Origin of the sequence: Phenylobacterium sp., assembly GCF_013911965.1 — a bacterium.
In the GTDB taxonomy this organism is placed as follows: Bacteria; Pseudomonadota; Alphaproteobacteria; order Caulobacterales; family Caulobacteraceae; genus Phenylobacterium.
Genome location: NZ_JACESE010000007.1, coordinates 1 through 24633, shown reverse-complemented (window position 1 = coordinate 24633; position 24633 = coordinate 1). Strand labels below are relative to the sequence as shown.

General features: G+C 70.5%; 18 protein-coding genes. 6 read left to right on the top strand and 12 right to left on the bottom strand.

Annotated features, from left to right (window positions below; translation table 11 throughout):
• Positions 1–50: 50 nt before the first annotated feature.
• Both H2041_RS08625 and gltB read right to left on the bottom strand, forming a co-directional pair.
• Positions 51–1502, bottom strand: coding sequence for a glutamate synthase subunit beta (locus H2041_RS08625; protein WP_293411661.1), 1452 nt, complete (start codon positions 1500–1502; stop codon positions 51–53).
• 23 nt (positions 1503–1525) lie between these two features.
• Entirely contained in the window at positions 1526–6166 is a 4641-nt protein-coding gene (gltB, locus tag H2041_RS08620; protein WP_293411659.1) for a glutamate synthase large subunit, read from the bottom strand.
• 573 nt (positions 6167–6739) lie between these two features.
• On the opposite strand from gltB, the gene H2041_RS08615 reads away from it, so the two are divergent.
• Positions 6740–7081 carry a hypothetical protein gene (locus H2041_RS08615; RefSeq protein ID WP_293411657.1) on the top strand — a complete coding sequence of 114 codons (342 nt, stop codon included), beginning with the start codon at positions 6740–6742 and terminating at the stop codon, positions 7079–7081.
• A 1-nt stretch (position 7082) separates the two neighbouring features.
• Here the strand turns inward: H2041_RS08615 and H2041_RS08610 are convergent, their stop codons facing one another.
• From H2041_RS08610 to rlmJ, 6 genes are all read right to left on the bottom strand, one after another.
• Positions 7083–7757 (bottom strand): cytochrome b/b6 domain-containing protein, encoded by a 675-nt coding sequence (locus H2041_RS08610; RefSeq protein WP_293411655.1) that lies wholly within the window; start codon positions 7755–7757, stop codon positions 7083–7085.
• 4 nt (positions 7758–7761) lie between these two features.
• The gene (locus H2041_RS08605) at positions 7762–8238 is read right to left on the bottom strand and encodes a cytochrome c (RefSeq protein WP_293411653.1); all 477 of its coding nucleotides are present in this window, start codon (positions 8236–8238) and stop codon (positions 7762–7764) included.
• Positions 8239–8298: 60 nt separating this feature from the next.
• Complete coding sequence (locus H2041_RS08600; protein WP_293411651.1) at positions 8299–10389, bottom strand: AsmA family protein; 2091 nt, start codon at positions 10387–10389, stop codon at positions 8299–8301.
• A 56-nt stretch (positions 10390–10445) separates the two neighbouring features.
• Positions 10446–11006: a sugar transferase gene (locus H2041_RS08595; RefSeq protein ID WP_293411965.1), complete on the bottom strand. Its 561-nt coding sequence runs from the start codon at positions 11004–11006 to the stop codon at positions 10446–10448.
• Positions 11007–11071: 65 nt separating this feature from the next.
• The gene (locus tag H2041_RS08590; RefSeq protein WP_293411649.1) at positions 11072–11557 is read right to left on the bottom strand and encodes a hypothetical protein; all 486 of its coding nucleotides are present in this window, start codon (positions 11555–11557) and stop codon (positions 11072–11074) included.
• 71 nt (positions 11558–11628) lie between these two features.
• Positions 11629–12447, bottom strand: a complete 819-nt coding sequence (gene rlmJ / locus H2041_RS08585) for a 23S rRNA (adenine(2030)-N(6))-methyltransferase RlmJ (protein ID WP_293411647.1) — start codon at positions 12445–12447, stop codon at positions 11629–11631.
• 91 nt (positions 12448–12538) lie between these two features.
• Here rlmJ and H2041_RS08580 point away from each other — a divergent pair, with 91 nt between their 5' ends.
• Complete coding sequence (locus H2041_RS08580; protein WP_293411645.1) at positions 12539–13576, top strand: DNA topoisomerase IB; 1038 nt, start codon at positions 12539–12541, stop codon at positions 13574–13576.
• On the opposite strand, the gene H2041_RS08575 is transcribed toward H2041_RS08580, so the two are convergent.
• Positions 13573–14001, bottom strand: a complete 429-nt coding sequence (locus H2041_RS08575) for a DUF3237 family protein (protein ID WP_293411643.1) — start codon at positions 13999–14001, stop codon at positions 13573–13575. The two genes, H2041_RS08580 and H2041_RS08575, sit on opposite strands and share 4 nt — an antisense overlap.
• Before the next feature lie 20 nt (positions 14002–14021).
• Positions 14022–16043 carry a TonB-dependent receptor gene (locus tag H2041_RS08570; protein WP_293411641.1) on the bottom strand — a complete coding sequence of 674 codons (2022 nt, stop codon included), beginning with the start codon at positions 16041–16043 and terminating at the stop codon, positions 14022–14024.
• 124 nt (positions 16044–16167) lie between these two features.
• Between H2041_RS08570 and H2041_RS08565 the strand changes: the two genes are divergently transcribed.
• The gene (locus H2041_RS08565) at positions 16168–17763 is read left to right on the top strand and encodes a matrixin family metalloprotease (RefSeq protein WP_293411639.1); all 1596 of its coding nucleotides are present in this window, start codon (positions 16168–16170) and stop codon (positions 17761–17763) included.
• A 45-nt stretch (positions 17764–17808) separates the two neighbouring features.
• Here H2041_RS08565 and H2041_RS08560 read toward each other — a convergent pair whose 3' ends face one another.
• Entirely contained in the window at positions 17809–20373 is a 2565-nt protein-coding gene (locus tag H2041_RS08560) for a TonB-dependent receptor (RefSeq protein WP_293411637.1), read from the bottom strand.
• Positions 20374–20523: 150 nt separating this feature from the next.
• On the opposite strand from H2041_RS08560, the gene H2041_RS08555 reads away from it, so the two are divergent.
• Positions 20524–21636, top strand: coding sequence for an ROK family transcriptional regulator (locus tag H2041_RS08555; RefSeq protein ID WP_293411635.1), 1113 nt, complete (start codon positions 20524–20526; stop codon positions 21634–21636).
• Here H2041_RS08555 and H2041_RS08550 read toward each other — a convergent pair.
• Positions 21584–22780 (bottom strand): Ca2+-dependent phosphoinositide-specific phospholipase C, encoded by a 1197-nt coding sequence (locus tag H2041_RS08550; protein WP_293411633.1) that lies wholly within the window; start codon positions 22778–22780, stop codon positions 21584–21586. The two genes, H2041_RS08555 and H2041_RS08550, sit on opposite strands and share 53 nt — an antisense overlap.
• A 59-nt stretch (positions 22781–22839) precedes the next feature.
• Between H2041_RS08550 and H2041_RS08545 the strand changes: the two genes are divergently transcribed.
• A complete protein-coding gene (locus H2041_RS08545; protein WP_293411631.1) occupies positions 22840–24201 on the top strand; it encodes an MFS transporter in 1362 nt (453 codons plus the stop codon).
• Between the two features lie 139 nt (positions 24202–24340).
• Positions 24341–24616 (top strand): hypothetical protein, encoded by a 276-nt coding sequence (locus H2041_RS08540; RefSeq protein WP_293411629.1) that lies wholly within the window; start codon positions 24341–24343, stop codon positions 24614–24616.
• Positions 24617–24633 lie beyond the last annotated feature (17 nt).

Genomic DNA, 24633 nt, shown 5'->3' with positions numbered 1-24633 from the left:
GGGGGCGGCGTCGCGTCGGCTTTCCGAGAAGCCGAAGGAGCGTCGGCGGCCTAACGCGGCAGGCGGCTTGCGCCCATCAGATAGGCGTCCACGGCCTGGGCGGCCTGGCGGCCTTCGCGGATCGCCCAGACCACCAGGGACTGGCCGCGCCGCATGTCGCCGCAGGCGAAGATGCGCGGCTCGGTGGTGCGGTAGTCCTGGACGTTGGCCTTCACATTGCCGCGCGGGTCGAGGTCGACGCCGGCCTGCTCGACGAAGCCTTCGTGGCGCGGGCTGACGAAGCCCATGGCCAGCAGGACGAGGTCGGCCTTCAGCTCGAACTCGCTGCCCGGGACCTCCTTCATGACCATGCGGCCGTCCTCGCCCTTCACCCACTCCAGGCGGGCGCAGACGAGGGCTTCGATCTTGCCGTTGGAGCCGATGGCGCGCTTGGTGGCGACGGCGAACTCGCGCTCGCAGCCCTCCTCGTGCGAGGAGGAGGTGCGCAGCTTCAGCGGCCAGTCCGGCCAGGTCATCAGCTTGTTCTCGCGCTCCGGCGGCTGGGGCATGATCTCCAGCTGGGTGACCGAGGCCGCGCCGTGGCGGTTCGAGGTGCCGATGCAGTCGGAGCCGGTGTCGCCGCCGCCGATGACGACCACGTGCTTGCCTTTGGCCGACAGGGTCCCGGTGGGCGCAGCCACGTCCTCCGGGTCGCCCGCCACGCGGCGGTTCTGCTGGGTCAGGAACTCCATGGCGAAATGGATGCCGTCGAGTTCGCGGCCCTCGATCTCCAGGTCGCGCGGCTTCTCGGCGCCGCCCGCCATGACCAGCACGTCGTAGTCGTCCAGCAGGCGCTGGACCGAGACGTTGACGCCGACCTCGAAGTTGGTGCGGAAGATGACGCCCTCGGCTTCCATCTGGCGCACCCGGCGATCGATCAGGTGCTTCTCCATCTTGAAGTCCGGGATGCCGTAGCGGAGCAGGCCGCCGACGCGGTCGTTCTTTTCGAACACCGTCGGAGCGTGGCCGGCGCGGGCCAGCTGCTGGGCGCAGGCGAGACCCGCAGGCCCCGACCCCACCACCGCGACGCGCTTGCCCGTGCCGCGCGGCGAAGGCTGCGGGGTGATCCAGCCTTCTTCCCAACCCTTGTCGACGATCTGGCATTCGATCGTCTTGATGGTCACCGGGGTGTCGATGATGTTGAGCGTGCAGGACGCCTCGCAGGGCGCCGGGCACACCCGGCCGGTGAACTCCGGGAAGTTGTTGGTCGACTGGAGGTTTTCCAGCGCCGCCAACCACTGCTCGCGATAGACGAGGTTGTTGAAGTCCGGGATCTGGTTGTTCACCGGACAGCCGTTGTGACAGTACGGAATCCCGCAGTCCATGCAGCGGGCGGCCTGCTGGGTCAGCTCGCCCTGCGGCAGCGGATGGACGAATTCCTTCCAGGTCTTCAGGCGGGCTTCCGGCTTGTCGTACCCGCGATCCTGACGCTCGATTTCAAGGAAGCCAGTGGGCTTTCCCATGTCCTGTACTCCGATCTCGGGTCTTATTCAGCGGCGACGGCGGCGGCGGCCTTGCGCTCTTCCGCCAGCTCGAGCAGCGCCCGACGATAGTCCTTGGGCATCACCTTCACGAACTTGCCGAGCTCGGCGTCCCAATTCTCCAGGATCGCCTTGGCGCGGGCGCTGCCCGTGTAGAGGTGATGACGTTCGATGAGGATGCGCAGACGTTCGGCGTCGAAACGCAGAACATCGCCCATGCCGTTGTCGTGCACCGACGGCGACTTCTGCTTGGGCCGGTCGCCCTCCTCGTCGGAGGCCGACTGCGGGCCGACCTTTTCGAGGTCGACCATGGCCATGTTGCAGAGATCGCCGAAGCGGCCCTTCGGGTCGTAGACATAGGCGACGCCGCCCGACATGCCGGCCGCGAAGTTGCGCCCGGTGTCGCCGAGAACCACCACTACGCCGCCGGTCATGTATTCGCAGCCGTGGTCGCCCACGCCTTCGACCACCGCCACGGCGCCGGAGTTGCGCACGGCGAAGCGTTCGCCGCCGACACCCTCGAAATAGGCCTCGCCGGCGATGGCGCCGTAGAGGACCGTATTGCCGATGATGATGTTCTCGGTCGGCTCGCGCTTGGAGCCTTCCGGCTGGCGCACGATGACGCGGCCGCCCGACAGGCCCTTGCCCACATAGTCGTTGGAGTCGCCGATCAGCTCGAGCGTCATCCCCCGGGCCGAGAAGGCGCCGAAGCTCTGGCCGCCGGTGCCGCGGAAGGTCAGCGAGATCGTGCCGTCCGGCAGGCCGGCATGGCCGTGCTTCTTGGCCACCTCACCGGCCAGCATGGCGCCGACGGTGCGGTTGATGTTGCGGATCTCGAACTCGCCGCGCACCGCCTCGCCCTTCTCGATGGCCGGGCGGGCCGTCTCGATCAGCTTATGGTCGAGCGCCATCTCCAGACCGTGATCCTGCGTGTCGGTGTTCCACAGACCGCCCGGCTCCTTCAGCGGCGCCTGGTAGAGCAGACGGGACAGGTCGACGCCGCGGGCCTTCCAGTGGTCCACGGCGGGCGCGACGTCGAGCCGGTCGACCCGGCCGATCATCTCGTTCAGCGTGCGGAAGCCGAGCTGCGCCATGATCTCCCGCAGCTCTTCGGCCACGAAGAAGAAGTAGTTGATGACGTGCTCGGGCTGGCCGGTGAAGCGGGCGCGCAGCACCGGATCCTGCGTCGCCACCCCCACGGGGCAGGTGTTCAGGTGGCACTTGCGCATCATGATGCAGCCGGCCGCGATCAGCGGAGCCGTCGCGAAGCCGAACTCGTCGGCGCCCAGCAGGGCCCCGATGGCCACGTCGCGGCCCGTGCGCAGGCCGCCGTCCACCTGCACGGCGATGCGCGTGCGCAGGCCGTTCAGCAGCAGGGTCTGCTGGGTCTCGGCCAGGCCGATCTCCCAGGGCGAACCGGCGTGGGTGAGCGAGGTCAGCGGCGAGGCGCCCGTGCCGCCCTCGAAGCCCGAGATGGTCACGTGATCGGCGCGCGCCTTTGAGACGCCCGCGGCCACGGTGCCGACGCCCACCTCCGAGACCAGCTTCACCGAGATGCGGGCCTTCGGATTGACGTTCTTCAGGTCGTGGATCAGCTGGGCCAGATCCTCGATCGAATAGATGTCGTGGTGCGGCGGCGGGCTGATCAGGCCAACGCCCGGCGTGGAGTGACGCACGCGGGCGATGTTCTTGTCGACCTTGTGGCCGGGCAGCTGGCCGCCCTCCCCGGGCTTGGCGCCCTGGGCCATCTTGATCTGGATGTCGTCGGCGTTGACCAGGTACTCGGCGGTGACGCCGAACCGGCCCGAAGCCACCTGCTTGATCCGCGAGCGCATGGAATCGCCGTTGGGCAGGGGCTGGAAGCGGTCAGGCTCCTCGCCGCCCTCGCCGGTGTTGGACCGGCCGCCGATGCGGTTCATGGCCAGGGCCAGGGTGGTGTGAGCCTCACGGCTGATGGAGCCGAAGCTCATCGCGCCGGTGGAGAAGCGCTTGACGATCTCGCTCGCCGGCTCGACCTCCTCGACCGGAATGGCCTTGTCGGCGTAGCGGAACCGCATGAGGCCACGGATGGTCAGCAGCCGCTCGCTCTGCTCGTTGATGCTCTGAGCGAAGGCCTTGTAGTCGTCGGGCAGGTTGCCGCGGACGGCGTGCTGCAGCTTGGCCACCGATTCCGGCGTCCAGGCGTGCGCCTCCCCGCGCAGGCGATAGGCGTAGCTGCCGCCCACGTCGAGCATGTGCCGGTAGATCGGGTTGTCGCCATAGGCGTCGCGGTGACGCCGAACGCTCTCCTCGGCGATCTCGGCCAGGCCGATGCCTTCGATGGTGGAGGCGGTGCCGGTGAAGTACTTCTCGATCAGCGAGGAGTTCAGGCCCACGGCGTCGAAGATCTGGGCGCCGCAATAGGACTGGTAGGTCGAGATGCCCATCTTGGACATGACCTTCAGAATGCCCTTGCCGACCGCCTTGATGTAGTTCTTCCGCGCTTCCTTGGCCGTCACCTTCATGCCGTCGCGCACGCGCAGGTGCTCGATGGTCTCGAAGGCCAGATAGGGGTTCACGGCCTCGGCGCCATAGCCCGCCAGGACGCAGAAGTGGTGCACCTCCCGCGCCTCGCCCGTCTCCACGACCAGACCGGTCTGCATGCGCAGTCCCTGGCGGATCAGGTGGTGGTGCACGGCCGCGGTGGCCAGAGCCGCCGGGATCGGAATGCGGTCGGCGCTGACGGCCCGATCCGACAGGATCAGGATGTTCATGCCGGCCAGGACCTCGTCGGTGGCTTCGCGGCACAGGCGTTCCAGGGCCCGCTCCAGGCCCGCCGCGCCCTCCTCGGCCGCCCAGGTGGCGTCGAGGGTGGCGGTGCGGAAGGCGCCGTCGAGCAGCTCGTTAATCGAGCGGATCTTCGCGAGGGCCTCGTTGGTCAGGATCGGCTGGGCCACCTCGAGCCGCTTGTGCGTGCCCGCCTGGCGTCCGAGCAGGTTCGGCCGCGGCCCGATCATGGAGACCAGGCTCATGACCAGTTCCTCGCGGATCGGGTCGATCGGCGGGTTCGTGACCTGGGCGAAGTTCTGCTTGAAGTACTCGTAGAGCAGCTTCGAGCGTTGCGAGAGCACGGCGATCGGGGTGTCGGCGCCCATCGAGCCGATGGGGTCGTCGCCCAGCTGGGCCATGGGCTCCAGGAAGAAGTGCTCGTCCTCCTGCGTGTAGCCGAAGGCCTGCTGGCGATCGAGCAGCACCGCCGGGTCCTCGACCGTCACCGGCTCGACGTCCTCGGCCTCGTCGACGTCCTCCAGCTTGAACTGGGTCTCCGAGAGCCACTCCTCATAGGGCTTGGCGCTGGCCAGCGAGGCCTTGATCTCCTCGTCCTCGATGATGCGTCCCTCTTCCATGTCGATGAGGAGCATCTTGCCGGGCTGCAGGCGCCACTTGCGGACGATCCGCTCGTCCTCGACGGGCAGCACGCCGACTTCGGAGGCCATGATCACATGGTCCTGGTCGGTGATGACGAAGCGGGCCGGACGCAGGCCGTTGCGGTCCAGGGTGGCGCCGATCTGGCGGCCGTCGGTGAAGGCCACCGCGGCGGGGCCGTCCCACGGCTCCATCAGGGCCGCATGGTACTCGTAGAAGGCCTTGCGCTTCGGATCCATGAGCGGATTGCCCGCCCAGGCCTCGGGGATCAGCATCATCACCGCATGGGCCAGCGAATAGCCGCCGGCCACCAGCAGCTCGAGCGCATTGTCGAGGCAGGCCGTGTCCGACTGCCCGTGCGGGATCAGCGGCCACATCTTGTCGAGATCGGCGCCCAGCAGGTCGGATTCCATGCTCCGGCGGCGGGCGTTCATCCAGTTGACGTTGCCGCGGACGGTGTTGATCTCGCCGTTGTGGGCCACGAACCGATAGGGGTGGGCCAGCCGCCAGGACGGGAAGGTGTTGGTCGAGAACCGCTGGTGCACCAGGGCCAGGGCCGACTCCGCCAGCGGGTTGGCGAGATCCTCGTAGAAGGTCCCCACCTGACCGGCCAGCAGCAGGCCCTTATAGACCACCGTGCGCGTCGACAGCGACGGCAGGTAGAGCTCCTTCAGCCCCGGCAGGCCCTTCTTTTCGGCGAGCTGGGCGATCGGGTTCTGGATCTGCTTGCGGACCGCCAGAAGCTTCCGCTCATGCGCGTCCTGGTCCTTGATATTGGGGCCCCGGCCGATGAAGGCCTGACGGATGACCGGCATGGAGTCGAGCACGGCCTGGCCGATGCCCTCCAGGTTCACCGGCACGTCGCGCCAGCCGAGCACGGGCTGCTTCTCGACCTTCATGAAGTGCTCGAACTGGGCGCAGGCGACCTCGCGCGCGGCCTCGTCGGCCGGCAGGAAGCACATGGCCACGGCGTACTCGCCGGGCGGCGGCAGATCGACGCCGTTGTCCTCGGCCCAGGCGCGATAAAGGCGGTCGGGAATCTGAATCAGAATCCCCGCCCCGTCGCCGACCAGCGGGTCGGCGCCCACCGCGCCGCGGTGGTCCAGATTGACCAGGATCTGCAGGCCCGCCTGTACGACCTCGTGCGATTTGCGGCCTTTGATATTGGCCACGAAGCCAACGCCGCACGCATCATGTTCGTTACGCGGATCGTACAATCCTTGCCGGTCTGGCGCCCCCATGAGGACTCCCTTCACTTGCTACGGGCGCGCGCCCGCGCGGCCCCGAAGGGCCGTGGCGGACGTGCGGTGGAACCGCGCATTTACCCGGCATGAACAGTGCTTGTCGATGGGGCAGACGCCGCGCTTTTGAAATGATCTTCCACGCTGCGGCGTTCTGAAGCGATTTGGGGGCGCAATTCGCCCGCTTGCGCCGCTTCGGCGGGTGAGTTGTTGCGAACGGTTCGCGAAGCGGGCCCGGCTCACCGTCCTGCCGCGGACGGCGGCGGATCCGGATGGCCCCTGCGCCTCCTCGCGCAGGCGCGCCAAGGCCGCAGGAGAGGTCACCTCGCAGCGCCGCGCGCCTGAGCCAGCCGCCCTGTCCGCAACCGTGGGGGGCGACGGCGGGCTCGCCGGCCCTGGCCGCTGTTCGTCCTGGCGGCGGAATTGCGGACAGGGTAACGGACCGCGATCACAATCGGGCGAGCGCGGGCGGCCAAGGGTTCCTGGCCCAGGATCGTCAAATCGCGCGCGCTGCCGATTGGAGCCGGACGCGTCCCGCGCTAGTTTCGCGCCACTGGAATCGAGGAGTGCCTGATGACCGACCAGATCGAACGGCCCTGGGCCCTGATGCGCCACCACGCGGGCTGGGCCGATGTGTTCCACATCGAAAAGGAGTCGGGCGACTCGGTGACGGGATTCTATCCGGATCGCGAGTCGGTGGGACCGCCGGTCAGCTATTCGGTTCGCGCCGTCCTGGCCCGCTTCCCGACCATGGAGGCGGCCCGCGCGGCGCGCGAGAGCGCCGTGGCCGAGTGGCGCAAGCACGACGCCGCCGTCCAGGAGGCCGAGGCCAAGCTGCGCGAAGCCGAGAAGGCGCGCGAGGACGCCTGGATCGCCTTCCTGCGCGAGTCGGCCGACCGCTCCGCCGGCGCCTGATCTAGAACCGCAGCCCTTTGGCGATCGCCCAGGCCAGGCCTGCGGCGATCGCAACGCCCAGGGCCAGGCGCCACAGGGGCGCGCCCTTCAGCGGCTCGGCCCCCTCGCCCAACCGGCGGCGGCCATGGATCATGGCCCCGATCAGGTTCTGCCGCTTATAGAGGTGGTAGTAGGCCACCGCGGCCAGATGCAGCCCGATCAGGACCAGCAGTCCGCGGAAGCCCCATTCGTGAGCGCCGGCGATCGTCCGGCCCGTCTCGAAGCTGACCCAGTGCGACAGCGGCCCTGACTCGAACCCGTCCACGTCGACCGCGAACAGGCCCATCCCCACCTGGGCGGCGAGAAGGACGATCATCGCCACCACGCTCCACGCGCCCAGGGGGTTGTGCCCGGCCACGGCCACAGAGTCGCGCCGCGGCAGGGTGCGGGCGTAGGCGAGCGTGGCGCCTGGCCCGCGGACGAAGCTTGCGAAGCGCGCCGTCGAGCCGCCGGCCACGCCCCAGTACAACCGGAAGACCACCAGCCCCAGGATGACGTAGCCGGAGATCCGGTGCGCGCCCATCAGGTGGTTGTCGGCCGTGTACCAGGAGACGCCGAAGGCGACGGCGATCGCCCAGTGCGTCAGGCGCGTCGGCAGATCCCAAAGCGGAATGGCGCGGCTGCCCCCCTCGCCCACCGGGTCAGTCCTTCTCGCGATACTTCGAGTGGCAGGCCTGGCAGGCCGCGCCCACCTGACGCACCTGCGCCTTGGTGGCGTCCACGTTCCCCGCCGCGGCCAGCTGCTGGAGCTTGTTGGCCTGGGCCTGGAAGTTCGCCGAAGCGCTCGCGAAGCCGGCGGCGTCGCTCCAGATCTCGGCCTTGGCGCCGGTCTTGGCGCCGGATTCGACGCCGCTGCCCTTCGGGAACCAGGTCGGCACCTGGGCGGCGTGGGTCTTCAGCTTGGCCGCCGCGGCGGCGATGGCGGCCATGTCAGGCTTGCCGGCCCGGGCTTCGTCATTGATCGTCTTGAACGCCGCGCCGATCTGCTTGAAGCCCGCCTGGCGCGCGCCGACGGCCTTTTCCGCCGCCGTCTGGGCCAGAGCCGCCCCGGCCAGGGTCAGCGCCAGGATCGCGCCGGCCGCCAGGCCGAGGGTTCGAGGCTTGCGAATAGGGCTCATCAGGCGGAATCCCGGACTGGTCATTGAAGCCTTGAGTGTGAAACGCCCTTGGCGGCGCCGTCAATCGGCCGGCGCCCCCTGGCGGCGGGCCTCGGCGATGAGGGCGCCGCAGGCGGCGTCCTCGGCCAGACCCGGATCGACGAAGGGCAGCAGGGCGGCGAGCGGCGCGGCCACCGCGCCCAGCGCTGCGGCCAGTCCCGCCTGGGCGATAGCTCCGCCCGCCTCGACCCCGAGGCTCGGCTTGCGCAGGGGGCCGCTCACCGTCACCGGCGCCATCAGACGGATGAGGCGCGGCTCCTTGGCCTCCCCGTCGATCCTCACGCTCATCCGCTCCCGTCCCAGATCGATCCGGCCCTCCCCGTGGCCCAGCACCGGCTCGGTGTCGAAGACGATCTGATTGGAGCGCAGCACGCCGTTACGGGCCCGGAAGTGTCCGACGGCGCAGCGGATCGGGACCTGGCTCTGGTCGCCGGAGAGCAGGAGCCCCAGCCCCTTTACGACATTGACGCCGAGCAGCTCGGCGAAGGCCTCGCGCACCTCCCCCTGCGGTATGACCACCACCACCTCGCCGTCGGCGGTGGACATGGTGTCATGCACCGACAGCCCCCGTCCGCGCAGCTGCACGCGGCCGACAAGATCGCCCCGCAGCGGCTGGGCGCCGCCGCTCTGGACGGGGATTAGCTGTTCGAGGCGGGCGCCGCTCAGGCGCATGTCCATGGTGGTCACCGGCACGTCCTGACGCGCGTCGAGCTGGATCGCCCCGGAGAAGTCGCCCTGCGGCAGGCTGAAGACGACGCGGTCGGCGTTCAGCAGGCCCTTGTCCAGGGTCAGGTGCAGATCGGCGCCGCGCAGCGGCAGGTGCGGCGCCTCGATGGCCTCGGCGCGATAGGACAGCTCGGCGTCCATCGCCCGGATGCGCTCCACCTGAAGCGGGGAATCCGGGAAGATGCGGGCGTTGACCTGCATCTGACGGGCGACGGCCTGCTGACCTTGCGAGGCGGTCTCGCCCTCCCCCGTCGCCGGCGCGCCGCCGAAGAGGGTGGCCAGGTCGTCGAAGTCGAGCCTGCGCGAACGCAGGTCGGCGTGAAGGAACGGCCGTTCCTCGCGGGTGTCGACGCGCAGATCTCCGCGGATGTCGCTGTCGCCCAGCCGGCCGCCGAGATCGTCGAGCGAATAGACGCGGCCTTCGCGCACCAGCCGGCCCTTCAGCTCGTAGGGCGGGGTGTTGGGCAGGGCCAGGCCGGTCAGGCGATAGAGATCGGCGAGGTCCGGGCCCTCCGCCGTCAGGTCGAGGTGGAAGCGGCCGAGATCGAAGGGCTCGGGCAGCGCCCCCTTCGCCGTGATCCGGGTGGCTCCGGCGCGGACCTCGCCGTCGAAGGGATAGGGATCGCCGGGATCGATATTGATCAGCGGCCCGCCGCCGACCCGCAGGCGAAACGGCTCGCCGTTCAGGCGTCCGTCGCCGGCCAGACGGAAGCCCTGCGCCCCGCCGGCCTCCTCCTGGGCCGAGATCGTGCCGGAGAAGGTCAGGTCGCGCTGGCGGTCATCGAAGCGGAGTTCGCCTTCCTCGATGACGAACCGCCGGATGAGCGGCATCTCCAGCGGCTCCCCGGAGGGCTTGTCGTCCTTGGAGAAGTCCCAGGTGTGGCGGCCGTCGGCGGCGCGCAGCAGGCGCACATCGGGATGTCGCACCTCCAGCCGCGTCAGGATTCTGTGTCCGCGCAGAAGCGGCAGCAGCTCCATCTGCACGGTGAGGCGTTCGACCTGCGCGGTCTTGCCCTCTCCCGCCCATTCAGGATCGTCCACGACGACGCCGTTGAAGGCGGCCGCGGGCTTGAGCGACCAGGGCCGGACCTCGAGGTCCCCGGTGATGGCGATCTGCCGCCCCGTCTGCGCCGAAGCGAAGCGCGAGATCGGCCCCCGCAGCATGTTCCAGTCGAAGAGCAGCAGGAACAGGACGAAGACGAGCGCGAGGCTGGCCAGGACGCCCGCAGCGATCTGCAGCCCCCGGCGGCGGCGGCGTTCGGTCTCCGGCCCCCGCGCCGGCGCGTAGGGATCGGCCATGCCGGCGCGAAGCTGGCGCCAGCGCGCCGCGCCCCAGGCGCGTGCGCGGCGGAGCGGGTCGTGGGCATCGGAGGAGGAAGGGGGCACGGACGTGAACTCCTGGGGGCGAGTTCACAAACGCGCGAGCCGCCCGGCGGTGTCCGTCAGTGCGAGACCCCCTGCGCCGCAACCGCAGCGCGCGCCGTCACCAGAATGATGCGCAGGTCGAACAGGAAGCTCCGCTTCGTGAGATACTCGGCGTCCAGCCGCACCTTCTCGTCGATGGGCAGGTCGTCGCGGCCGTTGATCTGCGCCCAGCCGGTGACCCCGGGGCGCAGGCGGTGCACCCCGGCCTCCGTCCGCAGCGCGATCAGGTCGTCCTGGTTGAAGAGCGCCGGGCGCGGGCCCACCAGGCTCATCTGTCCGACCAGCACGCTCCACAACTGCGGAAGCTCGTCCAGGCTCGAACGCCGCAGCCAGCGGCCGAGCGGCGTGATCCATCGCTCCGGCTCGGTCAGCAGATGGGTCGCCACGTCGGGCGTATCGGTCCGCATGGTGCGGAACTTCGGCATGGCGAAGATCTGATTGTCCCGCCCCACGCGGCGCGACCAGTGGATGGCGGGCCCGGGGCTGTCCAGGCGGACCGCGAGGCCGAGAGCCAGGAGAACCGGCCACAGGACCAGCAGCCCGGCGCTTGCCGCCGCAATGTCGAACAGGCGCTTGATCACGCCGACGCCGCTCCCCGCCCCGCTACGAAGCGCGGAGACTTACGACGGGCCGCCGCCGGAGGCTAGTCGCCGCCGGCGTTCGCCCCCTTGGCCGCCGCAGCGCCGTCCGCGGCGGCGCGCGCGGCCTTCGGCCTGGCCGGCTTCGGCGCGTCGGGGGGCGAGGGCTTCGAAGCCTGCGCCGCGGGCGCCGGCTCGGCCTCGGCCGGCGGCGGCGAGGCGGTCGCGGCGGCCGCGACCGCTCCGGCGGCCGCCGTCGGCGGTTCCGCGGCGAGCGGCACAGGCGGGGACTCGGGCGCGGTCGGCTGGCCGGCGCCGGGCGGCGGCAGGGGTCGCCGCAGCGGGGACGAGAGCGTGGCCTCTCCCCACAGGGCTTCCAGGTTCACAGGCTGCATCCAGCGGGTCATCCACCAGGCGGTCGCCCCGGCGGCGGCGGCGCTGGCGTAGAAGAACCACAGGGGGGAGACGGCGCCGAGCGGCACGCGCAGATGGGCTTCAAGGCTGGCGGGCGGGACGCGAGCGGCGTCCGACCCGGTAGGCGACTCGATCATGACGACCTCCGGCGCGAAGCGTTTGTGCGCCGCAACATAACACGGGTCGTCCAGCCCGTCTGCCCCGGCCTTCAGTCGATCCGCCAGACCCGCCCTGCGCCGCCCTCCCCGGCCCCGCTCACCCAGGCGGCGACGTCGGCCAACGGGGCTTCCAGGCCCGCGGGCGGGTTCAGGAGCACGACCGCGCAGCCGTTCATCTTCATCGGGTCGTCCAGCGGCCGCAGCCGCGTCTCGGCGACCAGGACCGGGGCCTCGACGGCGTCCTCCAGGTCGCGCAGGAAGGCGTCGAAGGTCTCCAGGTCCTTGAGCGGCAGCCAGACCAGCGCCGTCGCCGCCGGCGAACGGGCCAGGGCGGCGGCGACCGTCTCGACGATGCGGCCATAGTCGTCGGCCTTTTCGAAGGGCGGGTCGATCAGCAGGAGCGCGCCTGCGTCGGTGGGGATGCGGGCGGAGGCTTCGGCGAACCCGTCGCCCAGCCTCATGTCGAGGTTCCGTCGACCGGCCAGGTTCTCACGCAGGCGTCTGTGCTCGTCCGGCTGCAGCTCGAAGCCCACATACCGGTCCGCCGGCCGCAGCGCGTCGGTCACGAGCCGCGGCGAGCCGGGATAGAGCACCGTCTCGCCGCCCTCGTTCAGGGCGGCCACCTGGCGCTTCAGCGGCTCCAGCGCCGCGGGGGCCGGCCCGGCCATCAGCCGCAGCACGCCGGCCTGAGCCTCGTTCGACTTCCGTGCGGCGGGGCCGCGCAGATCATAGACGCCGGAACCGGCATGGGTGTCGATGACCGTCAGCCTCGGCTGCCGCGCCTGGAGCGCCGAGAGGGTCATCAGGATGGCCGCATGCTTCAGGATGTCGGCGAAATTCCCGGCATGGAAGGCGTGGCGATAGTTCAAGTCGGCGACTCTTGGGCTCAGCGGAACTGCGTCTCCTCCTAGCACGTTGCTGCCCGGCGCCCGCCCCCGGTTCGCCTCAAGTTCAGCGTTCATGCCCCGCGACATCGCCACGTTCGAAACCGATCCCGCCGAGGCGGGCCTGACCTATGTGAACGCCGACGATCCCGGGCTCCGGCGCAGCGCCGGGTCGAGCGGCTTCTCCTATTTCGACCCTGAGGGCCGGCCGGTGCGGGACGAGGACACCCTCGACCGGATCCGCAAGCTGGCCATTCCGCCGGCCTGGACCGAGGTCTGGATCTGCCCCGATCCCGACGGCCACATCCAGGCCATGGGGCGCGACCAGCGGGGCCGCCGGCAGTACCGCTATCATGCGCGATGGCGCGAAGCCCGGGACCTCGCCAAGTTCGACCGGCTGACCGCCTTCGGCCGCGCCCTGCCGCGCCTGCGCCGCAAGGTCGAGGCCGACCTTGGCCGGCGCGGCCTCCCCCGCGAAAAGGTGCTGGCCGCCGTCGTCCGGCTCCTGGAGGTGACGCTGATCCGCGTCGGGAACGACGAATATGCCCGCACGAACAAGAGCTTCGGCCTGACGACGCTGCGCGACCGGCACGCGCGCATCAACAGCCGAGGCGCCACCTTCCGGTTCCGCGGCAAGGCCGGCAAGGATCACGAGACCGGCTTCCAGGACCGTCGCCTGGCGCGCGTGGTGAAGTCCTGCCAGGACATTCCCGGCCAGCGGCTCTTCCAATACCTGGACGAGGACGGCGAGCGCCACGCGGTGGAATCGGCCGACGTCAACGCCTACCTGCGCGAGGCGATGGGCCTGGACGTGTCGGCCAAGGACTTCCGCACCTGGGCGGCGACGGTGTCGGCGGCCCGCGCCCTGGCGGACGCCGGCGATTGCGAGACGGCGACCGCCGCCAAGCGGAACGTGAACACCTGTGTGAAGGCCGTTGCGGGCCTGCTGGGCAATACGCCCACGGTCTGCCGCAAGGCCTATATCCACCCCTTCGTCCTGGACGCCTACGCCGAAGGCGCGCTGCCGCTGAAGGGGTCCACGTCCGATCGATCCTTTGAGCTGGCGGTGATCAGGTTCCTGGAGACCGCCCAGCAGACCCTGGCGAAGCCCTAGTCGAGCTGGAAGATGCGGACCCGCACCACGGTCCGCTCGGCGTTGGCGACGGAGAGCGTGCCGACGAAGATGGCGCGGTTCAGCCAGTCGTGCGGTCCCTTCGGCGCTTCGAACTGAGCCACGGTGCGGACATAGGGCGTTCCACCTTCCACCGGCGCGACAAGCCCGCGGTTGCGGACCGCCACCACGGCGCCGTCGTCCGCCCGGATCGCGTAGATGGCCTCGATCTCCGTGCAGCCGTCGGGCCGCAGGGTCTGCCAGTCCGCGCCGCCCGGCAGGACCTCGCCCGACAGCTCCGGCCCCTCGAGCCGGCCGCCGGTGATGGGGATGAAGCGGCGCACGCCCGAGGCCGTCTCGCCCTGCACGATCGCGGGGGCGATGTCGACGAGCGCCTCGAAGACGAAGCGGGCGAAGGGCGTTTCCATCGGCGTTTCTCCCAGCCGCTTCAGCGGCGCAGCCTGTAGCCGACGCGGAAGGTGCGCGGCGCGGCGAAGGTCTCCAGGCCGTCGCCATCCTCATCCACCTCCACCTCGGCGTCGAAGAGGTTGTCGGCCGCCACGTAGAATTCTCCGCCCGACGTCGTGCGCCAGGCGGCCTGGAGGTCGAGCGTTGCGGCGGGCGACAGCGTGCGGCTGTTGAGGTCGTCTTCGTAGCGCTCGCCCTCGTAGCGCAGGCCGGCGGACAGGTTCAGGCGCTCGCTGGCCCGCCAGCCCAGCTGGGCGGTGGCCGAGACCTCCGGCGTCTGGGCCGGGCGAAGGCCGGTGAGCTGCGGCGCGGCGGAGCCGCCGTCCACCTCGGCCCGCACGGCGGCCAGGGCGGCGCGGGCGGAGATCGGGCCAAAGCTGCGGGCGGCCGAGAGTTCGACCCCCACAGCGTCGATGGCCCCGGCGTTCCGCCGCTGACGCAGGCTGCCGCCCGCCGGCACGAAGCCGGCGATGGGGAAGGTCCCCGGGCCCTGGGCGAGCGTGACATTGGTGATGGGGTCTTCGAGCCGGTTGTAGAAGACAGTGGCGTCCCAGCTCACGGCTCCCTCGCCGGACAGGCCGAACTCCGCGCCATAGAGCCGTTCGGGTTCGAGTTCGGGATTGGCCTCGGTGATGTCGGCGCCCACGCGGAACGGCCGATGCAGTTCGTTGAGGGTGGGCGTGCGGAAACCCGAATAGGCCGCGCCGCGCAGCCAGACCGCGTCCGTCAGGCGCACCCGCCCGCCCAGCCGCGCCGTGGGCGTCACGCCGTCGGAATCCGGGGCGCGGGAATCGAGCAGCACGGCGCCGCCGGCGAGATCCCGTTCCTGGCGGACCGCGTCCCGCGCAGCCCAGGCGTCGACGCGGACCGCGCCGGTGAACAGGCGGTCCCCGCCATCATAGACGCCCTCCGCATAGAGGCCGCCCACCTCGGTCCGGCCGCCGGCGATGCGGCCGCGGGTGAAGCCCGCCCCCAGATTGCGGAAGCGTTCCTGGGTTTCGCCCTCGGCGATGCGCAGGTCGCCGCCGGCCTCCCAGGTCCAGGCGCCGCGGCGCCAGCGATAGGCCGCGTTGAGACCGTACCCGACAGCCGGCGTCGCATACTGTTCGGCCGCCGGACGGCCGCCCGACCGGTCGTCCTCGATGGCGGCGAAGCGGTTCTTCATGTCGCTGGAGCGCAGCCACGCCTGCAGCCGCCAACCCCCGGCGTCGGGCCCTGCGGCCTCCGCCAGGGTGAGGGTCGCTGAGCCGCCGCTCGTCTCCGAACCGACGCCCTGGACGCCGCCCTCGCGGTCCTCCTGGTAGGCCGAGAGCCGGAAGGCGGCCGTGACGCCGGCGACCTCCCCCTGCAGGCGCGCCGCCACCGAGGCGGCGTCGAGTCCCGCAGGCTCGTCCACCGCGCCGCGGCCGGGGCCGCGGACCGGGACATAGCCGTCTCGGGTGGAGGCGCTGACCACCGTCAGCAGGTGCGGCGCGCCGAGCACGGCCACGCCGCGGAGCTCGCCCCGCGAGGCGGCCGAGACGTCGAGCCCCAGGACGCCGTCCCGCGCAGCCCGCTCCGTCAGGTTGACGACGCCGGTCAGCGCGCCGGCGCCGTAGGGGCCGGCGCCGGCGCCCTTGATGATCTCGACCTCGGCCAGGGACTCCGGCGGCAGGGCCGACCAGATCACCCAGCCTCCGAACGGATCGTTCTGGGGGGCGCCGTCGAGGGTGACCAGGGCGCGGCCGGCTCCGGAAGGCGCGAAATTGCGCAGCGAAAGGCCCTGGATCGTCGGATTGGCCACGTCGCTGGCGGTGCGCCGGAAAAGCTCCACGCCCGGCACGCGCCGCAGGGCCTCGTCCAGGCGCGGGCTGCCCTCCAGCGTCTCAGGCGTCAGCCGGATCACCGAGAAGGCCCCCATGGCGGGGCTGGGCGGCAGGCGCGGCGCCGTCACCTGGACTTCGGCCACAGTCGGGGCGGGGGCGAGCAACGGACTGGGCGTCGCCGGCGGCAGATCGGCCATCGGATCTCCGGACTACTGAAGTTTCAATCACTTGTGGGTGATCTTTGAGGGGTGCGTCAATGTGTGGACGGTTCGTTCAGATCACATCGGGTAAGAGCCAGGACCACCCTTTGCGAGAACTGCCATGGTCCTGCCCTCCCTGAGCGCAATCACGTCGGCCCTCCTCGTCCCGACCCATTGGATCGGAGGGAGCACGATCACCTACAGCGTCGCCCGCGCCGGCTCGGCCTGGCCGGACTACGGCCCGGGGGAAGAGTCGAGCGATCCCGCCTACAGCGTCCTGAACGCAACCCAGGCCCAGCGGTTCGCCGCGGCGGCCGACGCCTGGGACAAGGTGATGGCGGCGACCTTCGTCCAGACCGACGATGTCTCCGCGCCGGGCGCGATCCGGGTGGCCTTCACCGATGTCAGCGGAGACGACGGCGAAGACACCTGGGGCTACGCCTACTATCCCCCCTACGCCGGGGGCGTCGGGTCGGCCTATATGAGCGACATCTGGATCAGCGCCGAGCACACAGGGTCGGACTTTGCCGCCGGCCGCTACGACTTCAGCGCCATGATTCACGAGATCGGGCACGCGATCGGCCTCAAGCACAGCTTCGAGGACGGCGCGACCCTGCCGGCCGAGTTCGACACCACCCGCTACACGGTGATGTCCTACACCGCGCCCGAGGACCTTCTCTTCTGGCGCGCCGAGGCGACGGCGACCGGCGTGAGGATCGTGCCTCAGTCGGTCTATCCCGAGACGCCGATGGTGTTCGACATCGCCGCCATCCAGCAGCGCTATGGCGCCGATCCCACGACGGCGGCGGGGAACACCACCTATAGCTGGGACGAGAACCGCCCCTTCTTCCAGAGCATCTACGACGCCGGCGGCGTCGACACCTTCGACCTCTCCGGCAATCTCCGCGGCTCGAGCGTCGACCTGGCGCCGGGCGCCTACTCCTCGATCGCCTACTTCTCCGCGGCCGAACAGATCGCCCAGCTGCTGGTCCGCTTTCCCTGGGCCGGCGACTTCTTCCAGGAGAACATCGCCACGCCCGAGACCTACACCTTCTCGGACAATCTCGGCATCGCCTTCAACACGGTCATCGAGAACGTCGTCGGCGGCCCCGACGCCGACACGGTGCTGGGCAACGCCGCGGAGAACCAGATCTGGGGCGGCGGCGGGCTCGACTTCCTGCGCGGGATGGATGGGAACGACCAGCTCTGGGGCGGCGCGGCCTTCGACGACGTGCACGGCAACGCCGGCGACGACACGGTGCGCGGCGAAGACGGCGCCGACTGGGTCGTCGGGGGCAAGGATCAGGACCTGCTCTACGGCGACGCCGGCGGCGACATCGTCTACGGCAATCTGGGGAACGACACCTGCGAGGGCGGCGCGGGAGACGACCTGGTCCGCGGCGGCAAGGACAACGACACGCTGAGCGGCGGCGACGGAAACGACTGGCTCTCCGGCGACCGCGGCGACGACACCCTGGCGGGCGGCGCCGGGGCCGATATCTTCCACTCTTCCGGCGATGCGGGCCTCGACCGGATCCTCGACTTCAACAGCGCCGAGGGGGACCGGCTCCTGCTCGATCCGGGCACGACCTACGCCCTGCGCTACGAGGGCGGCGACACCATCCTCGACCTGGCCTGGACCGGCCAGCCCACCGCCGGCCAGATCGTCCTGGTGGGCGTGACGGCGACGAACCCGGGCGACTGGCTGATCGCCTGACCCACGGCGGGGCGCCGCCGACGCATTGGCCGACGGCGCCCGCGATCAGAACTTCAGGTTGAGGCCCATCCACACCGCCCGTCCGTAACGGACCTTCTCGTACCAGTTGGGAAGGCCCGCCACGAAGTCGGCGTTGGTGAAGGTCTGCTCGTCCTCGAACAGGTTCCAGACCTCGCCGAACAGTTCGAGGCGCTTGTTGACCCGGTAGGCCAGGTGCAGATCGGTCTGCTGGTAGTCGTCCAGGATGAGATCGGCCGAACCGTCGACGCTGAGTTGCTGGGTCTGTTCGCTGGCGTAGCGCCACGCCAGACGGGCCGAGAGCCGCTCGCCCTCATAGAAGAGGGTGGCGTTGGCCAGCCGCTCCGACAGCCCCTCGGGATCGACGGTGCGCACCACCGCGCCGCCGGCGTCTACCAGGTCCATCTCGCCTCGGTTGAGGGTGAGATTGGCGCTGAGCCCAAGCCGGTTGAACGGCGCTGGAAGGAAGCTGAACCGGTCCTTGGTCAGGCCGATCTCGATCCCCGACACCCGCGCCCCGCCGGCGTTGTCCGGCTGCACGAAGTAGGAGTTGATCTGCGCGCCGGTATCGTCGGTGAAGAGATAGGGCGTCTGGAGATCGTAGATCTCGTTGTCGATGTCCTTGTGAAACAGGCTGATCGAGACGAGGCTCGCCCCGCCGTCGAAGTCGTATTCCAGGGCCGCGTCGAGATTGGTGGCGCGGCGCGGTTCTAGGTCGGGATTGCCGCGCTCATAGACGCCATTGTCGTTGGGCGGCGTCTCCCCGCGGGCCAGGTCGCGAACGTCGGGGCGGCCGATGGCGCGGCTGGCGGCCAGCCGCAGGCGGAAGCCTTCGGCCAGGTCATAGGTCATGACCGCCGAGGGCAGCCAGTCGCCATAGTCGCCGCTCGTCTCGACGAAGGCCTCGTCCTCGGCGTGGTTGAAGCGGTTGCGGGCCTCCACCTCGGTCCTTTCGTAGCGCAGTCCCCCCACGATCCGCAGGCGCTCGGTCCGCAGGTCCGCCAGACCGTAGGCGGCGAGGACCGCCTCCTTGGCCGTATAGTCGTTGGCGTTGTCGTAACCCTCCGTGCGCCGGAAGCCGCCGGGGCCGATCGCTTCGGCATAGGCGCTCAGGGCGCCGATGTCGGCCAGCACGACGGCCGGGTTCGACGTGCCGGGGAAGGTCCAGTCGGCGCGGCTCACGAACTGAGCGAAATCGACGGGCACGGTGGGATTGCGCCAGCGGAGGTAGCTGGCCGTGTAGTCGAGGTCGGTGGACTTCCACTTGGCCCCGAACTGGAAGCCGAGCCCCGTCTCGCCCTGGCGTTCGTGGGCAAGGTCCAGCCGGACCACGTCGACGCCCTTTTCCAGCCGTTCGCGGAACCGACGATAGCCGTTGAATCCGTAGGCCGCGGGGTTGAGGAAGACCGCTTGGCTCGCCGCGTCGAGATCGTAGAGAAAGCGCTCGCCGTCGGTCGAATAGGTCCCGCTCAGCGGGCCGCCATTGTACCAGTCGACGCGCGGGTCATCCTGATAGGAGGCGCTCTGCGAGGTCGAGGCCTTGAGGGCGAGGTCGGTCTGGGGCCCCACCCGCCAGTCGACTTCCGCGGCGAAGGTCAGCGCCCCGTCCACGCCATAGTCGACATCGTCGTTGCGCGCCGTACCGACGGCGCGCGTAAAGCTCATGGCGGCGGGATTGGAGACCGCGCCGTAGAGCGCGTTCTTGTTCTTGGCCACATGGGTGTCGGAGTCCGAATAGCTCGCCGACACGAAGCCGCTCAGCTCAGCCGTGGGCCGGAACTCCAGCTTTCCGACGAGGCCATAGCTGGTCTCCTCGCGCTCGTAGAAATAGCCGCCGACCTCCTCGGGCAGCTCGTCGGCGGCCTTGGCGCCGAACCAGGCGTCCGGCTTGAGGTTGTCGCGCTCCACCGAGCGGAAGTTGGCGTCCAGCACCACGCCCAGGGCGCCGTCGGCGAAGGCGCGGCCGAAGGAAAGGGAGCCCTTCCCCGACAGCCCCGTCTCGGAGTCGGGCACGTCCTCTTCGTACTGGCCCGCCGCCAGGCCCGCCGAGAACCACGGGCGCGCGTCGAGCGCGCTGCGGGTGACGAGATTGACCGTGCCGGCGATGGCGTCGCCGTCCAGGTCCGGCGTCATCGCCTTCAGAACCTCCACCTGCCGCACGAAGGTGGAAGGCACGGCCTCCAGATTGGCGCCGCGCAGGTTGGGGTCCCAGGTCCGCGAGGCCGAGGACACCTCCACCCCGTCGATGGTCAGGTTGACGAATTCCTGGCTGAGGCCACGCACGCCGACATAGAGGCCGGCGCCCTCGTCCTGGAAGGCCGTCACGCCGGGCACGCGGCCGAGCGCCTCGGCCAGGTTCTGGTCCGGGAGGCGGTTGAGGTCGTCGGCGGCGAGCACGTCGCTGATGGTCGCCGACTCCCGCTTGGCCTCCACCGCGCGGCGGTTGGCCAGGCGCTGACCGGTGACGATCAGCTCGCCCACCGCGGTGGGCGCCGCCTGCCCCTCCGCCTGGGCCAAGGCCGGGCTGGCGGCCAGCGCCGCCGCCAGAGCCAGAAGCGAAATCCCGCCGATGCGAGACGTTGTGCCGGACATGGTCATGATCCCCACCCTTTCTGAGCTTGTCGCCCTCGGGCCCTCCATACGCCCCGATCATAACGATTTCATAACGTCATGTTATTTAGTTGCCGGCTTTCGATTTCGTTCGTTCCGAATTACGAGGGCGAGCGAAGGACACGACCGCAAATGCCGATCCCACACGATCTCAGCCCGAGCGAACGGCGCGTGCTGGACGTCATCTGGCGTCACGGGCCCATTGCGCGGGTCGACATCAGCCCGCTGACCGAGCTGTCGACCATGTCGGTGACCCGCATCACACGCGAGCTGACGGACAGGGGCCTGCTGGTCGAGGAAGTCCTGCGCACCGGCCTTCGCGGTCAGCCGTCGCGGCCGCTGATGGTGCGCCCCGACGCGGCCTATTCCGCCGGCGTCTACTTCACCACCAAGGACGTCCAGGTCGGCATGATCGACCTGTCCGGCGCCCTTCTCGAACGTGAGACGCTGGATCTCGGGACGGGCACGCCGGCCGAGGTGGCCGCGGCGGCCGAAACCGCTATCGCGGGCTTCTGCGAGCGGCGCGGGCTGGCGCGAAGCCTGCTCGCCGGCGTCGGTTTCGCCCTGCCGGGCGACTTCATCGACGACCGCAAGCAGCTCAATCCCCATCCCCGCTTTCCCCTGTTCCACGGCGCGGACCTGCAGGCCGAGCTGCAGGCCCACCTCGGCAACGAGGTCTTCGTTGAAAACGACGCGGCGAGCGCCGCCCTGGGTGAGCGGCTGCTGGGCGTCGGGCAGTCGATCGACAACTACTTCTTCGCCCACATCGGCCACGGAATCGGCGGCGGCCTCATCCTGGGCGGACGGCTTCACCGTGGCGTGCACGGCAACGCCGGGCTGATCGGGGTGCAGTTCCCCAATGACGAGCCGCGGCCCTCGGGACAGGATCTCTTCGACCATCTGCGGCGCTCGGGCTTCGCGGCCGAGGACTTCACCGACCTGCAGGACCTGCTTCCCCAGACCTGCCCGCCCCTCAAGGCTTGGCTCAACGGGGCGGCCAGCCAGCTTCAGCGCGGCCTCTCGGTCACCGCCCGGATCCTCGACCCCGAGGCGGTGGTGATCGGCGGGCGAATGCCGCACCACCTGCTGCAGGAGCTCGCCGCACGGATCGATGGGCCGGGCTTCTGCGACGAGGGCGTCGGACTGCCGCGCCCGCGCGTGCTGGCTTCGGCGCTCGGACCTCTGGCCGGGGTCATCGGGGCTGCGGCCCAGCCCCTCTATGTCCGCTTTCTCGAGAAGGCCTGATCGCCTCGCAGGCGCCGGCCGCCGTCGCCGAGGCGCGCGGCCGCACATAGGCGCCGTCGAAGGAGACCTCGTAGTCGGAATGGCGGAGGTCGGGCGTGGGGCGGTCCGTGGCGATCATCTGTGCGCCGGACTCCACGGCCCGACGGCAACGCGATCGGTCGCCCGTCCGCGTCTCCAGGCCGTCGGCGTCGGCGCGGGTGTAGACGAGGAAGCCCTGGTCGACGAAAGCGGCGATCGCCGCCACGTCCGGCTCCGGCCGGATGAGCCATCCGGTCTCCGGATCCTCCGGACTGCGGGAGACGAACAGCAGCGCGCCCCCGGCGCGCCGGGCGAAGGCGGCGTACTCGTCCTGCTTCTCCGGCGCGTCCAGGAGCAGGAAGATGATGCGGCCGCGAAGCCGGTCGACCGGCGGCCATCCGACGGCGCGGACCGCGGCGTTGACGCTGTCGAAGTCGCCCCGCACCTCCGCCGGACGGAACAGGCGCTCCTCGGGGAAGACCGACAGGATCTCTGCGTGCAGGCGCGCGAAGGCCGCCTCCCCGAACGGCGGGGAGCCGACCGGCCGATAGGCGTCCGCCAACGGCGGCTTCACGCCTTCCTTCGTCTCCAGCTGGATGATGATCGGCTCGTGGTCCGGATGGGCGTCGGACCAGGCGCGAATGGACTGGAGACAGGCGACGAACCGCAGACAGCGGCTGCGGACATCGGTGTCGGCGGCGTGGAAGACCTTCAGGCCCGGCCGCGACAGCTCCCCTGCCGGATCCACCGGCGCCAGGGCGCGGCGCGCCTCCGGCGTCAGGGCTCTAAGGAACCCCGGCGCGACGAAACGTCCGCCGTCGGGGTCGTCGTGCAGATCGAATTCGAAGACGCGCAAGCCGAGCTCGAGCTGCTCTGCGATGGGGGCGTGGGTATAGCTGAGCGCCGGCGCCAGGCGGGCGGCGGTCCAGGATTCGCTTTCCCGGTAGTTTGTGCGGCGCATCACCTCGAAGACGGCCGCGTCCGGCGCGACGTGATAGGAGTTGTGCGTTCCGATGTACTGCAGCTCGTTGAGCCGAAGGGGAGCCGCCAGGGCGTCAGGCGTCCCGCCCGCGACGGCGGTAAGGCCGGCCAGGACCGCCAGGGCCCGGTTGAAACAGTGCCGCAAGCCACACTCTCCATATTAAATCTCACATCGGTACTTAACATGCCGATTATGACAACGCGATGCTGAAGCCGGGTCCCACGCCTGCGGAGCCGACCCGCCTCGGCGGCCTGCGCTACGGCGTCTACGCGAGCGGCAATTTCGGCAAGAACCTGCTGTGGGGCGCCCTGGAGGTGGCCCTGCTCTTCATCCTCACCGACCTCCTGGGCCTCTCCCCCGCCCTCGCCGGCGGCATGGTGCTGGCCTCGCTGCTGCTGGACGCCGTTCTCGATCCCCTGATCGCGCGCCAGTCCGACCGCAGCCGCGGCCGGCTGGGCCGGTACGGCGCCTACATCGTCCTCGGCGCGCCGGCGGCCGGCCTGAGCTTCGCCCTCTTGCTCGCCCTGCCGCAGCTCGGGATTTCCCATCCGGCGGTCGTCATGGCCGCCCTGATGCTCTTCCGGGCGAGCTACGCCCTGGTCGATCTTCCGCACAACGCCCTCCTGGCGCGGGTGACGTCCCACAGCCGCGTGCGGGCGCGGGTCGCCGGCGCCCGCTTCTTCTTCAGTTCGCTGGCCAGTCTGACGGTCGCCCTCTCCATCGCGCCCCTGGCGCGCCAGGGCGGCCTGTCGGCGCCGCTCCTGGCCCTCTATGGCGGCCTGGCCGGAACCGCATCGGCCGGCGTCCTGATCCTGGCCTGGGCGGCGGTTCGCCGCCGCGACCAGCCTCCGCCCGCCGCCCGGATGCTCAGCTTCACACGCGGGCTCGGCGCCTTGCTCCGTCACCCGCCCTATCTCCTGGCCGTCGGCGCCGGCGTGGTGGCGGTGGCGGCCCTGCCGCTCTTCGGCAAGACCCTGCTCTATCTGACCACGCACGTGCTCGGCGACCCGGCCCTCGCCTCGCCCGTCCTGGCCGTCGGCGTGGCCGGGCAATTCGCGGGCCTGCCCCTGTGGACGTGGCTGTCGGGCCGCTGGGAGAAGGCGCGGGTGCTGCAGGCGGCCCACCTGACCTGCGCCGGCGCCTTCGCCGCCCTGCTCCTGCTCGGCCCCGCGCCTCAGCACCTGGTCCTGGCGGCCTTCCTCGCCGGAATCGGCGCCAGCGGGGTCTACAGCATCGTCTGGGGCATGGTCGCCGACTGCGCCGACGATGTGGAACGCCGGACGGGCGAGCGGCCCGAGGCCCTGGCCTTCGCCCTCGCCATCCTCCTGCAGAAGGTGGCCATCGCCCTGGCCGCGGCCGGGCTGGGCCTGCTCCTGCAGATGGCGGGCTATGCCGACGCCCCCTCCGGCGCGGCGGCCCGCACGGCCATCGTGGCGACCAACGCCGCCGCGCCCCTCATCGGCGCGCTCGCCTGCGCGGCCCTTCTGTCGGGCTACGGCCTGACCCATGCGCGGCACGCCGTCGTGATCCGCAGCCTCGCCCGCCGCCGCGCCCGCACCTCCTAGCGGCCGCGAGCCCCTGGCGCGTTTAATTATCGTTGTGATATTAAATTGTCGCGGAGCGCTGCTATTCGACGGCGATGCGGCTTGCACGAACCCCGACGCGGACGCTGCGAAGCCGGTCCCGAACTGGAGGAGTGTCCATATGACCGACCGTCACCAGGCGGCCCCGCCCGGAAACCGCCGTTCCGCCCCCCGCCTGCGGCGGCGCCTCGGCCGGATGGCGGACCTCGCGGCCGGCGCCGGCCTGTGGCGTTCGACCGCCGCGCTCGCCGAGTTCGACGTCGAGAAGGTGGTCGCGGCCGCCCGCTCGCCAAGCCCGATCTCGTCCTCCTGTCCGCCCACCGCGGCCCAGGGGCGATCGGTGCGCCCGGCGCCGCTCAAGGTTGACCTCGGTCAAGGCGGACCCTGGCCGGACTGACAGGGTGCGAGCCGGTT